This is a genomic window from Collimonas sp. (assembly GCF_035566555.1).
Taxonomy (GTDB): Bacteria; Pseudomonadota; Gammaproteobacteria; order Burkholderiales; family Burkholderiaceae_D; genus Collimonas.
This window is the reverse complement of the sequence record NZ_DATMRB010000044.1, coordinates 25,883-38,883: the sequence shown is the minus strand read 5'-3', so window position 1 is coordinate 38,883 and position 13,001 is coordinate 25,883. Positions and strand designations below refer to the sequence as shown.

Here is a 13,001-nt window from a genome sequence, read left to right as displayed (position 1 = left end):
TCGCGTGGAAGACTGGGGCCGCCGCCAACTGGCATACCTGATCCAGAAACTGGCTAAAGCACATTACGTCTGCCTCAACATCGAGTGCGACAGCGAAACTCTGGCTGAAATCGAAACCGGCTTCAAGTTCAATGATGCAGTATTGCGTCATCTGACCGTCAAGCTGAAGAAGGCCGAAACCGGTCCTTCGCCAATGATGAAGGCTGTGCAGAAGGAAGATGCTGCCAAGAGCCATCGTACTGAAGCACCGGCAGCCTGATTTATCTGTCCTGCCAGCGTTCTTATAACCATTGAGTCCATCAGGAGTGAGCCAAGCCAATAACGTGTTTCAGCTGGTTGCCGAAATTGCCGAACGTGAAGTCATACGTTATACACCGGCAGGCATTCCGATCGTATCTGCAAACTTGCAGCATCGCTCGGAGCCGATTGAAGCAGGAATCAAGCGTTTGATCGAATTTGAAATCGCCGCGCTAGCTGTTGGCGAGATTTCAGGAAGATTCAGTCAGGCGCCGTTGGGAGGCACCTTCTGGTTCACAGGTTTCATGGCGCGCAAGAGTCGCAACGGCAGGAGCCTGGTATTTCACATCACGGATTTCGCTGCAATGGAAGCAGACGGTTCCTAGAGAACATAGCGGAAATTGCAGATTCATTATTTTAGATACAGGAGCCAAAAATGGCATTCGGTAAAAAGTTCGATAAAAGCAAACTGAAAAACAAGCGTCAACAACAAAACCCGCTGTTCAAGCGCAAGAAATTCTGCCGTTTCACCGCTGCACACGTTGCCAGCGTTGACTACAAGGATGTCGACACGCTCAAGGATTTTGTTCAGGAAAACGGCAAGATCATGCCAGCTCGTCTGACCGGCACCAAGGCAATCTATCAACGTCAAGTGGACACTGCGATCAAGCGCGCACGTTTCCTGGCGCTGCTGCCATACACCGATCTGCACAACGCTTAATTGACGACTTGAAATAGGAGAAAAATATGCAAGTTATTCTGTTGGAAAAAGTCGTTAATCTCGGCAACCTGGGTGAAGTTGTTCGCGTCAAGGACGGTTACGCACGTAACTTCCTGATCCCGCAACGCATGGCGCGTCGTGCTACCACTACCGCTATCGCTGAATTCGAAGCGAAGCGCGCTGACCTGGAAACAGCAGCAGCAGCCAAGCTGGCTGTGGCGCAAGGCCAGGGCGAAAAACTGAACGGCCTGACTGTTCAGATCTCGCAAAAGTCGGGTGTTGACGGCCGTCTGTTCGGTTCCGTGACCAACTTCGACATCGCTGAAGCGCTGACCAAGCAAGGCTTCGCAGTTGAAAAAGCACAAGTTCGCTTGCCGAACGGCCCGCTGAAGACAACTGGCGAACACCCGGTTGCAGTTGCTCTGCACACTGACGTCGTCGTTGACATCGTCATCGCAGTGATCGGCGAGCACGTTTAATACGCTGTTGGCAAAAAGTCATTGCAGTCAAAAAAAGCCGGGTTTTCCCGGCTTTTTTTACGTCCTTTTTCTGGCAGTGCAGCAAGACGCTTATGAGAAGCAGGTATAATTCGCGCCATGAAAGCACCTTCTAAAGCACCGTCCGATCCACAGCTAGACTCCCTCCGCGTACCACCCCATTCGATCGAAGCAGAACAGTCCGTTTTAGGCGGATTGCTGCTGGATAATGCGGCGTGGGACAAGATTGCGGACTTCGTCAATGCCGACGATTTCTACCGCTACGACCATCGGATCATCTTCCAGCATATGGTCAAGCTGATCAACGGCAGCAAGCCGGCTGACGTGATCACGGTCTATGAATCGCTGAGCGGCACCGGCAAGGCGGAGGAAGTCGGCGGCCTGAGCTACCTCAATGCGCTGGCGCAAAATACGCCATCGGCGGCCAATATCCGCCGCTATGCCGAGATCGTGCGCGATCGCGGCGTCTTGCGTAAGCTGATTACCGTGGCCGATGAAATTTCCGGCCAGGCTTTCAGTCCGCAGGGCAAGGAAGTCAAGCAGATGCTGGACGAAGCGGAATCGAAGATTTTCGCGATTGCCGAAGAGGGCGCCCGCGGTGCCCAGGGCTTCCAGGAAATCCAGCCGCTGCTGACGCAGGTGGTGGAGCGCATCGACGAACTCTACAACCGCGACAACCAGAGCGACATCACCGGCGTTTCGACCGGCTTCATCGACCTCGACAAGATGACTTCGGGCCTGCAAAAAGGCGACCTGGTGATCGTGGCGGGACGCCCATCCATGGGTAAGACCGCGTTCTCGGTCAATATCGGTGAAAACGTGGCGATCGAAAGCGGTTTGCCGGTGGCGATCTTTTCCATGGAAATGGGCGGCACCCAGCTCGCCATGCGTATGCTGGGCTCGGTCGGCAAGCTCGACCAGCACCGTTTGCGTACCGGCCGCCTGAATGACGAGGACTGGCCGCGCCTGACCCATGCGATCCAGAAGATGAACGACGCCCAGCTGTTCATCGATGAAACGCCGGCGCTCAGCTCGATCGAACTGCGTGCCCGCGCGCGCCGGCTGTCGCGCCAGTGCGGCACGCTGGGCCTGATCATCATCGACTATTTGCAGCTGATGTCGGCCAATAATGCCGGTGAAAACCGCGCTACCGAAATTTCCGAAATCTCGCGTAACCTGAAGGGCCTGGCCAAAGAGCTGCAATGCCCGGTGATTGCATTGTCGCAGCTGAACCGCTCGCTGGAACAGCGTCCCAACAAGCGTCCGGTAATGTCCGACTTGCGCGAGTCCGGCGCTATCGAGCAGGATGCCGATGTCATCCTGTTCATTTACCGCGACGAGGTGTACAACCCCGATTCGCAGGAAAAGGGCACCGCGGAAATCATTATCGGTAAACAGCGTAACGGTCCGATCGGCAGCGTGCGTCTGAGCTTCCTCGGGCAATACACGAAATTCGACAACTATGTCGGTAATCTGGATGCGCCGTACGGCGGCGATTGATTACTGTCGTTGATTCTGTTGCATTAACGAAAAATTTACAAAATCCTGCTAAGCGCTGGCCGAGCGAGCCTGATATATTTCAGTTTCGTGACATTGTTTGCTTTAAATCAATATCCTTGATGTAAATGCAAGCGTAGTTGTAGTTTTAGATTCAGCTTAACCCTCAAAAGAGAGAATAAACATGTTTGGACGATTGATGCCCACCGAGGGCAAATTCTTTGAGCTCTTTAATCAGCATGCGGAGCTATGCGTCAAGGGCGCTAAAGAAATGGTGGCGTTGATGACTAATTTCGACGATCTGGAAATCCGCGTGCATGCGATCGAAGGCATTGAAAAGCAGGCCGACCAGGTCACGCACCATGCGATCGACATGCTGCACAAGACCTTCATTACGCCTATCGACCGCGACGACATCCATCAGCTGATCACCCGCATGGACGATATCCTCGATTTGCTGGAAGATGCAGCGCAGACCATCTCGCTGTACGACATCAAGGCCATCACGCCTGAAGCCAAGCGCCTGGCCGAACTGTGCCTGGGCTGCGCCGAGAAGGTCAAGGCTGCGGTCGGCCTGCTGCACAATATGGACAACTCGCGCGAGATCCTGGCGATCTGCGTCGAGATCGACCGCCTGGAATCGGACGCCGATCACGTGATGCGCGCCGCCATGTCGAAACTGTTCCGCGACGAGCCTGATGTACGCACCCTGATCAAGCTCAAGGCGATCTACGAACTGCTGGAAACCGTCACCGATCGTTGTGAAGATGTCGCCAACATCATCGAAGGCATCATCGTCGAAAATGCCTGATGCAGAGTAGGGCGCAGCGGCCCGCGGCCGCTAGCGCATCGATGTAATCCTAAAAAAACGACTCTGGCTACTCATGCACACTCTTCAAATCAGTATTTACGTTCTCGTCTTCCTCATTGCACTGGCGCTGGTATTCGACTTCATGAACGGCTTCCATGATGCCGCCAATGCGATCGCCACAGTGGTTTCCACCGGCGTCCTCAAGCCGCAGCAAGCAGTGGCCATGGCGGCCCTGTTCAACTTCATTGCGATTGCGGTGTTCCAGCTGCACGTCGCCGCTACCGTAGGCAAGGGCACCATCGATCCCAACGTGGTCGATCATTACGTCGTCTTCGGCGCCCTGGTCGGCGCCATTTGCTGGAATATCCTGACCTGGTACTACGGTATTCCATCGTCCTCTTCGCACGCCTTGATCGGCGGCCTGGTCGGCGCCGCGGTGGCCAAGGCCGGCACCGGATCGCTGATCTCGGCCGGCCTGATCAAGACCATCGCCTTCATCGTGCTGTCGCCGCTGCTGGGCTTCGTCTTCGGCTCCATCATGATGGTGCTGGTGTCGTGGATTTTCGTGCGCTCGACGCCGCGCAAGGTCGACAAATGGTTCCGCCGCCTGCAGCTGGTGTCGGCCTCGATGTATAGCCTCGGGCACGGCGGCAACGATGCGCAGAAAACCATCGGCATCATCTGGATGCTGCTGATCGCCACCGGCTTTTCGCAAGCCAGCGACAGCCTGCCGCCATGGTGGGTGATCATTTCCTGCTATAGCGCGATCAGCCTCGGTACACTGTTCGGCGGCTGGCGCATCGTCAAGACCATGGGCCAGAAGATCACCAAGCTGAAACCGGTAGGCGGCTTCTGCGCTGAAACCGGCGGCGCCATCACGCTGTTCCTGGCGACCATGCTGGGCGTTCCAGTGTCGACCACGCACACCATCACCGGCGCCATCGTCGGCGTTGGCGCCGCGCGCCGCGTTTCGGCGGTACGCTGGGGTGTTGCCGGCAATATCGTCTGGGCCTGGGTACTGACCATTCCAGCCTCGGCCTTCATGGCGGCGATTGCCTGGTGGATTGGTAAACATATCTTGTAAGTTTTCAAAAATGCAATAAAAAAGCGATACAGGATATTTCCTGCATCGCTTTTTTTTTCGTGGACAATCCGCCGCTCCCCGCCATTGCTTGCTGTGCATTGCCTGGTTGCCAATCTCTTCTATTGCTCCTAAGATAGTTTCCACTTGGGAGGTTATTAAGGGCTGGACCATTCAGTCCGTTCTTAAGGCACGACATGAGGGCCACGCCATGCAAGCAATTCTGAAAAAAAGCATCATCATCATTGGCATTGCAGGAACCTTGATTACGCAGGCGCACGCGGCATGCAGCAACAATGCCCCCGCCGCCGGCGTTACAGTCACCTGCTCAGGGAGCAATTCCGGCCCGGTGGTGGCGCAAACCGGCAGCAGCGGCGTGACGGTCACGCTGGACACTAGCGTCGCCACCGGCATTCCGCGCAGCAGCAGCCCGGTCGCCTTCGGCGTGGACACTTCCAGCAGCATCACCAACAACGGCAGCGTCACCCTGACCGGCGGTGGCGGCACCGGCGGCAATCGCGGCGCGGCGCTGCTGGGTGCCAACAACGGCAACCAGCTGACCAATGCCGCCCAGGCCAGCATTGTTACCAGCGGCGCCTTCAACGATGGCATGGCGGCTAACGGCAGCGGCAATACATTAACTAACCAAGGCAGCATTGCTACCTCAGGTCCCAGTGCATTTGGCATATCGGCAGCCTGGGGCCAGACCAATCTCGGCCAGCTCAACAACACGATAAACAATTCAGGAACGATAACGACTGCCGGCAGCAATGCGCGCGCCATTTCCATTCTCGGCGGCAGCGGCACGGTGACCAACAGCGGCCAGTTGTCGACCACCGGCGCCAACAGCCCGACCGTGTACATGCAGGGCAATAACGACAAGTTGACCAATAGCGGTACGATCAACGCGTCCGGCGCTGGTTCCGATGCGGTGTTTTCCAATACGGTCGGTTCCAGCTTTGCCGCCAGCATCGAGAACCAGGCCGGCGGCCAGATCATCAGCCAGCAGGGGGCGGCAGTGCGCACCCTGAATGGCAGTAGCACCGTCATCAATGCCGGTTTGCTGCAAAGCGGCTCCGGCACCGCGGTGTCGATGGGCACGGGGCGCAACACGCTGATATTGCAAACCGGTTCGGTGATCAACGGTGCCGCCAACGGTGGCGGCAATGCCGGCAGCGGGGTGGTGCTGCAGGGATCGGGAACGGCGTCTAACGCTTTCAGCAGTTTCGCCACCTTGCAAGCGCAGGGCGATAACTGGACCTGGAGCGGCAATGGCGTGTTCACGACCGCGCAGATCCAGAGCGGCTTGTTCAATCTCACCGGCAGCCTGGGCGGGGCGACTACTGTCGCCGCCGGGGCAACGCTTGCCGGCAATGGCGGGACGATTGCCGGCGACCTGCTGAACCAGGGCACCTTGCATCCGGGTGCGGGCGATGGCACTGGCAACCTGACTGTGACGGGCAATTTTACCCATGCGGCGAATGCGATATTCCAGACCGAGGCATCGCCGGTTTCTGCCGGATTGCTGACGGTGGGAGGCACCGCCGCCCTGCAGGGCGGCACGGTGAACGCCACCATGCTGCCAGGCGCCTATGCGGATCAGGTACGGCTGCCGATTGTCAGTGCCGCAGGAGGCGTCAACGGCACGTTCAGCCAGCTGCAGGCCAACGCTACGGCGCTGCTGACGCCAACCCTGGCAACGATGCGGCGATCGGACAAGCAATCGACAACAGCAGGCCGCAGGCCACCCCGGAGCCGCCTGCGCCACCTGTTAACCCGGGGCAGCCTGTGCCTCCGCCACCTCCGCCACCTGTCACCCCGGGCCAGCCCGCGCCTCCGCTTCTCACCCCGGCCGGAGTACCGGTGGCCACAGGCGCACTGGCAGAAACGGTGAATACGCTCAACCTGCTCGACAAGGCGGAACTGCAGGCAACTGTCGGCAGCCTGACCGGCGGCGTGCACGCGACCTTCTCGCAGCTGGCCTTGCGTGAAAACGACCTGTTCGGGCGTGCACTGTCGGTGCGCCTGGACAGCCAGCGTGAAGGCGAGCGCAAGGCCGGCGATGACGGCATGTGGGTGCGCCCCTATGGTTCCTTCGGCAAATTGAGCGCGACTGCCGATACCTCCGGCGCGCGTTACCAGATCGGCGGCATCAGCGCTGGTGTTGACCGCGCCGTCGGCACCGACTGGATAGTCGGCGCTGGCCTGGATTATGCGCATTTGCATGCTGATTTCGACGACTACAATGCCAACGGCAAGCTCGACAGCTACAAGCTGGGCGCCTATGCCAGCTATGCGCCGGGCTCCATGTATGTCGACGCGATTGCCAGTTACGCGCTGCAGCGCACCGACATGCAGCGCGACGTCCTGACCGCGACCGGCCCCGCGCTGCGCGCCAAGGGCTCTTACGACGGTCAGCAGGCAAGTCTGTACAGTGAGCTGGGCTATCGCGCAACATTGCGCGAGGGTTTTGTCTTGCAGCCTTTCGCCGCGCTGCATTACACCCGCTTGCGCCAGGACGGCTTCAGCGAAACCGATGCCGAAAATCTCGGACTATCGGTACAGGCAGCCACCCTGAACAGCTTGCGCAGCAGTCTGGGCGTCAAGGCCAGCCAGGATTTTGCACTGGCGACAGGGACCATCACCTTGGGCGGGCAGCTGCGCTGGATGCATGAATTCAAGGACGCGCAAGCGCAATACCAGGCGACGTTGCTCGGCGCTCCCGGCAGCGACTTTACCGTCAAGGGCGTGGATTTCGGCCGCGATGCGGTGCTGGCAGGGGTGAACTTGGTCTACGCCGCTTCAGCGCGGCTGAACCTGCTGGCGGACTACGATCTGCAAGCCGAATCGCATAACCGGGTGAACCGGATCACGCTGGGCTTGCGCTACCTGTGGTGAGTTCAGGCTGGCTGAGCGGATAATCTCGACAGGTAAAAACAGCGATGCCACCGTTCAAGGTGGCATCGCTGTTTTCGTTTCGTGTATGACAGGATGGCCTTTTAATGCGCGCCGCCTGCATCCACCGGCAAGCTGGAACGCTGCGGTTTGGTCAGCCACACCAGTGCAATCAGCATCAGGAACAGCACCGCCGAGATCCAGAAGATATCGGTTGCCCCCTGGGTCGCCGCCTTGACTGAAATCAGGCGGTCGATGGTAGCCCAGGCCGCCGGTTCCGGCATGCCCTGCGCCATCAGATTGTGCACCGCCTCGTTGAATGCCGGGCTGTGCGGACCGGTGAATTCGGTCAGCTGCGAGTGGTGCAGGGAAGTGCGGCGATCCCACAAGGTGCTGGTGATCGAGGTGCCCATGCCGCCGAACATGATACGCACGAAGTTGGACAGACCCGCCGCCGAAGGAATCTTGTCCGGCGGCTGGCCTGACAGGATGATCGAGGTCAGCGGAATGAAGAACATGGCCATCGCCGCACCCTGGATGATGGTCGGAATCATCAGCGTGAAGGTATCGACGTTTTCGGTGAACTGCGAACGCAGATAGAACACGATGGCAAAGATGAAGAACGCGGTGCTGGCCACCCAGCGCGCATCGATCTTGGGCAGCAGCTTGCCGATGAAGGGCGACAGGATGATCGCAAAGATCCCCACCGGCGCCATCACTTCGCCGGCCAGCGTTGCGGTATAGCCGAGCGTCGTCTGCAGCCACAAAGGCAGGATCACCAGGCCGCCGAACATCAGGCCGTAGCCGACTGAGATGGCGATCACGCCGCCGCTGAAGTTACGGCCCTTGAACAGCCTCAGGTCGACCACCGGATGGTCGTCGCCCAGTTCCCAGATGATGAAGTAGATAAAGGCCACCAGCGCTACCGCGCCCAGGATCACGATGGTCGAGGAATTGAACCAGTCGAGCTCCTTGCCCTTGTCCAGCATGATCTGTAGCGAGCCGACCCAGACCACCAGCAGGGCCAGCCCGACCTTGTCGATCGGCAGCTTGTAGGTGGAGGATTCGCGCTTGTGGTAGATCGACCAGGTAGCCCAGGCCGCAAATATGCCGACCGGAATGTTGATGTAGAAAATCCACGGCCAGGTGTAGTTATCCGAGATCCAGCCGCCCAGCAGCGGCCCCATGACCGGCGCCACCAGCGTGGTCATGCCCCAGAAGGCTAGCGCCATCCCGCTCTTGGAGGGGGTATAGCTGGACAGCAGCAGCGACTGCGACAGAGGAATCATCGGTCCGGCGACGGCGCCCTGCAGTACGCGGGCAGCGATCAGCACTTCCATGCTCGGCGCCAGGCCGCACAGGATGGAAGACAGGACGAAGAGGATGATCGACGTCACGAACAGGCGCACCTGGCCGAAGCGTTGCGTCAGCCATCCAGTCAGCGGCACCGAGATGGCATTGGCCACCGCGAACGAGGTGATGACCCAGGTGCCTTGTTGCGGCGAGACGCCGAGGTCGCCGGAAATGGCCGGGATGGAAACGTTGGCAATCGACGAATCGAGGACGTTCATGAACACGGCGAGCGACAAGGCTACCGTACCCATGACAAGCTTGCCGCCAGTTAGCGGCGGCAGTGGTTGCGATGGCGGCCGCGGTGGCGGCGCTGGTTTTGGGGAACTCATGAAGGCATTCCGGTAAGGGTTATTGCATGTCCGCTGCCGTCAGCGCAGCCGCCAGGGGGGCGGCTTGCGCTGCGGCATTCGCGACGGCGTCCGCCGCCAAACTGCAGGGTATCAGTGCGCTGCCGCTGCATTGTTGTTGGCAGCGATGATGCTGGCGATACGTGCATCGGCCTCCTGGCCGCTCTTGTCGAATACGTCGGTGGTGTAGGCTGGAGCGGTGCGCGCCGTGCCTGCAGTCAGCGAAGTGCCTTCAGTCTTGGCGACGTCAACGCTGACGTTCATCGAGACGCCGATACGCAATGGATGAGTTTCCAGGTCTTTCGGATCCAGCGAAATACGCACCGGAATACGCTGCACGATCTTGATCCAGTTGCCGCTGGCGTTTTGCGCAGGCAGCAAAGCGAAGGCGGAGCCGGAGCCGGCTGCCAGGCCGACCACCGTGCCGTGGTATTCAATCTTGGAACCATATACATCGGAATCCAGGGTAACCGGCTGGCCGATGCGCATGTTCTTGATCTGCACTTCCTTGAAGTTGGCATCCACCCACAGAGCGTTCAACGGCACGATCGACAGCAGCGGGGTGCCGGCGGCGACGCGCTGGCCGACCTGCACCGAGCGCTTGGCGACATACCCGGTGGTCGGCGCCAGCAGGCTGGTGCGGGCCAGGTTGATATAGGCATTGCGGACCTGGGCGGCGGCGTTCAGCACGTTCGGGTGCTGTTCAACCGTGGTGCGGTCGGTCAGCACCTTGTTCGAAGACAATTGCTCGCGCGCAGATTGCAGGGCCGCTTCCGCGCCTTGTACCGCAACCTTGGCGTGATCCAGTTCTTCCTTGGAGACGGCGCCGGTGCCGATCAGCTGCTGGCGGCGCGCGAGGTCGGCGCGGGCGCGTTCCAGTTCAGCGCTGCGGGCGGTGACGGCAGAGGTCAACGTATTATTGTTGACGAACAGCGTGCGTACCTGGCGCACGGTCTGGGCCAGCTGGGCTTCAGCCTGGTCCAGCGCAACCTTGGCGTCGGCCTTGTCCAGTTCCACCAGCGGTTTGCCGACCTGCACCAGTTCGGTATCGTCGGTATTGATCGCCAGCACCGTGCCGCCAACTTGCGGCGTCACTTGCACCACGTTGCCGCCGACGTAGGCATCGTCGGTGCTTTCGTAGTGGCGGGCATAGATGAACCACCAGATGCCGTAGGCGAGCAAGACAATGATCAGGGCAATGGTGACGCCGATCAGCAGGCTGCGGCGCTTGCCATTACCGTTGGCGGCAGCCGGCTGGGCTGGAGCGGCAGCAGCGGCGCTGCCGGCGGATGCTTCTTGTGGGTTTTGATTTGCTGTTGTCATGGTGCGGATTTCGCAATAAGTGAACGGTTATTTTGATGAATCAGTTAGTAGCGCTTGCTTGCGGATTGCTGGCGGTATCTGCCGCGGCCGGACCGAGGCCCGCCGCGTCTGCCTCAAAGCCGCCTCCCAGCGACTTGATCAGGTTGACGCGCAGATCGGCCCGGCGCGCGCGCGTATCGAGCTCAAGCTTGCGCTGCGCCAGCCAGCTGATCTGGCTGCTGACTACCTGCAGCATATTGGCGGTGCCGACCTGTTGCCGTTGTTCGGCCAGCTTCATGCCGCGTTCGGCGGCATCGACCGCGGTCTGCTGATTCTTGCCTTGTTCTTCCGCGGCGCGCAGCGACTGCACGCTGTCCGCGACTTCGTGGAAGGCGTCGTTGAGCGCCTGATTGTAGGTTGCCACCGCGCCGTCATAGGCTGCGACCCGGCCTTTGAGCTGGGCGCGCAAGGCGCCGCCTTCAAAGATCGGCAGATGGATGGCCGGACCGGCGCCGATCACCTTGCTGCTATGGTTCAGGAACTGCGAGAAGCTCAGGCTGGAAAAGCCGATCATGGCTGACAGGTTGATATCCGGATAGAACTCGGTCTTGGCCACCTTGATATCGCTTTGCGCCGCTTCTACCTGCCAGCGCGCTGCCAGCACATCCGGCCGCCGTCCCATCAGGCCTAGCGGCAGCTGGTCGGGCAGGGCGATGGCGCTGTCCGCCGGCAGCGCCGGCTGGGCGATCTTCAGCCCGCGGTCCGGGCCTTGGCCCATCAATGCGGCGATCTGGTTGCGGGTCAGCGCGATTGCTTCCTGCCATTGCGAGCGTTCTGCGCGCAGGCCGGCGATTTGCTGGCGGCTCTGCTGATTGTCGCTCTGGGTATCGAGGCCGGCGGCAAAACGCTGCTGGGTCAGCTTGTCCAGCTTGTCGCGCAATACCAGCTGCTGGTTGGTCAGGTCCAGCTGGGCGTACTGGCGGCCCAGCTGCAGCCATGCTTTCGAGATGGCCGCGGTCAGCACCAGGCGCGCTGAATAATCTTCTGCTTGCGCGGCTTTGCTTTGCGAAATGGCGGAGCGCAACTGCTCGCTGTGCTTGCCCCAGAAATCCAGGTCGTAGCTAAAGTTCAGCGCCGTTTCGTAATCCGTCACGTACATGCCGCCGAACGGCGGCGGATAAATGCTGTTCTCGGAAAAGCGTTCCCGCGTCGCCGACAGGCTGGCGCCGACTTGCGGCTTGCTGGTGGCGCCGGCCGCTTCCACCATCGCATGCGATGCGGCGATGCGGGCGGACGCCGCCTGCAGATTCGGATTGGTAGCGAGCGCTTCGTCGACCAGCTGCTGCAGCTGGCTGCCGCCGATGCTGCTTACCCAGGCGCTGCTCGGCCAGGCGCCGCCCTGGCCCGGCAAGGACGTAGCGGATGCATAGTCCTCCGCACTGTTCGAATGGGCGTTGCTGTGAATGCCGCTGAAGTTGGCGCAGGCCGCCAGCAGCAACACGGCTGCGCTGATGGCAAGGCGCTGCGTTGCAAGTTTCGGCAGGCTGCGCCGGGATGAAGGAGAAAGAAGGTACATGTCGGTATAGATTTGACGAGTTGGTTTAGCGGCCATAGATGAATGACTATAAGGAATAACAACGGGGAATGACACAGGCGCCTGATTACTTAAAAATAATACTGTATGGATAGTTCTTGCATAGTCAATGTGTTTTCTCGGTCGGCGAGTTACTTGCCAGCAGCCGTCGCAGCATGGATTTCAAAAAGCCGATTTCTTCAGGGCTGAAATCCGAAAAATGCTGGTTCAGTACACCGCAAAATGCTTTTGGCAATTTTTTCGACAGCGCCAGGCCATCGGCGGTCAGATGCAGCTTCATCAGGCGCCGGTCCTGCGCACAGGGTTCACGCGTAATCAACTCGCGCGCGACCAGACGGTCGATCATGCGCTTGGTCGACGCGGCGTCGGTATACGTCTCGCGCGCCAGGTCGGCGGCCGTGGAATATTTTCCAGTCGACAACATCAGCAGAATTGCGCCCTGGGCATGGGTAATGCCATATTCCGCCAGCGATTCGTCCGAACTCTTGACCAGCATGGCGCGCGACCGCGCCAGCAGATAGCCGATGCTTTCTTCTATCTGGTAGTTCTCCACGTTGAAAATAGGTGTTCGATTACTCACGGATTTCTTGCTTTTCTGTGCTGATGCATCATTTATTTATTATTTATTCGCCGCTTGTTGGTATAAGTTTTACGCGAATATTCGTT

General features: G+C 59.4%; 13 protein-coding genes. 9 read left to right on the top strand and 4 right to left on the bottom strand.

Features of this window, described 5'->3' with window-relative positions:
• The 9 genes from rpsF to VNZ65_RS06755 form a co-directional block, all read left to right on the top strand.
• Positions 1–259: 30S ribosomal protein S6 (rpsF, locus tag VNZ65_RS06795; RefSeq protein ID WP_325657918.1), on the top strand; the 259-nt coding region annotated here is incomplete at its 5' end.
• A 46-nt stretch (positions 260–305) separates the two neighbouring features.
• Positions 306–623 carry a primosomal replication protein N gene (gene priB / locus VNZ65_RS06790; protein ID WP_199111001.1) on the top strand — a complete coding sequence of 106 codons (318 nt, stop codon included), beginning with the start codon at positions 306–308 and terminating at the stop codon, positions 621–623.
• 50 nt (positions 624–673) lie between these two features.
• Positions 674–958 (top strand): 30S ribosomal protein S18, encoded by a 285-nt coding sequence (gene rpsR / locus VNZ65_RS06785; RefSeq protein ID WP_038488337.1) that lies wholly within the window; start codon positions 674–676, stop codon positions 956–958.
• A 26-nt stretch (positions 959–984) separates the two neighbouring features.
• On the top strand, positions 985–1,437 hold the full coding sequence (gene rplI, locus VNZ65_RS06780; RefSeq protein WP_061941585.1) for a 50S ribosomal protein L9: 453 nt from the start codon (positions 985–987) through the stop codon (positions 1,435–1,437).
• Between the two features lie 117 nt (positions 1,438–1,554).
• Positions 1,555–2,955, top strand: a complete 1,401-nt coding sequence (locus tag VNZ65_RS06775; RefSeq protein WP_211450946.1) for a replicative DNA helicase — start codon at positions 1,555–1,557, stop codon at positions 2,953–2,955.
• Positions 2,956–3,136: 181 nt separating this feature from the next.
• A complete protein-coding gene (locus VNZ65_RS06770) occupies positions 3,137–3,763 on the top strand; it encodes a DUF47 domain-containing protein (protein ID WP_014006461.1) in 627 nt (208 codons plus the stop codon).
• Positions 3,764–3,836: 73 nt separating this feature from the next.
• Entirely contained in the window at positions 3,837–4,847 is a 1,011-nt protein-coding gene (locus VNZ65_RS06765; protein WP_061941581.1) for an inorganic phosphate transporter, read from the top strand.
• Between the two features lie 208 nt (positions 4,848–5,055).
• The gene (locus VNZ65_RS06760; protein ID WP_325667327.1) at positions 5,056–6,738 is read left to right on the top strand and encodes a hypothetical protein; all 1,683 of its coding nucleotides are present in this window, start codon (positions 5,056–5,058) and stop codon (positions 6,736–6,738) included.
• Complete coding sequence (locus VNZ65_RS06755; RefSeq protein WP_325667325.1) at positions 6,708–7,742, top strand: autotransporter outer membrane beta-barrel domain-containing protein; 1,035 nt, start codon at positions 6,708–6,710, stop codon at positions 7,740–7,742. The genes VNZ65_RS06760 and VNZ65_RS06755 overlap by 31 nt, the downstream gene beginning before the upstream one ends.
• Before the next feature lie 101 nt (positions 7,743–7,843).
• On the opposite strand, the gene VNZ65_RS06750 is transcribed toward VNZ65_RS06755, so the two are convergent.
• From VNZ65_RS06750 to VNZ65_RS06735, 4 genes are all read right to left on the bottom strand, one after another.
• On the bottom strand, positions 7,844–9,421 hold the full coding sequence (locus VNZ65_RS06750; RefSeq protein WP_325667323.1) for a DHA2 family efflux MFS transporter permease subunit: 1,578 nt from the start codon (positions 9,419–9,421) through the stop codon (positions 7,844–7,846).
• 111 nt (positions 9,422–9,532) lie between these two features.
• Complete coding sequence (locus VNZ65_RS06745) at positions 9,533–10,762, bottom strand: HlyD family efflux transporter periplasmic adaptor subunit (protein ID WP_325667321.1); 1,230 nt, start codon at positions 10,760–10,762, stop codon at positions 9,533–9,535.
• 40 nt (positions 10,763–10,802) lie between these two features.
• Positions 10,803–12,317 carry an efflux transporter outer membrane subunit gene (locus VNZ65_RS06740; protein WP_325667319.1) on the bottom strand — a complete coding sequence of 505 codons (1,515 nt, stop codon included), beginning with the start codon at positions 12,315–12,317 and terminating at the stop codon, positions 10,803–10,805.
• A gap of 124 nt (positions 12,318–12,441) precedes the next feature.
• Positions 12,442–12,915, bottom strand: a complete 474-nt coding sequence (locus VNZ65_RS06735; RefSeq protein ID WP_325667317.1) for a MarR family transcriptional regulator — start codon at positions 12,913–12,915, stop codon at positions 12,442–12,444.
• Between the last annotated feature and the right edge of the window lie 86 nt (positions 12,916–13,001).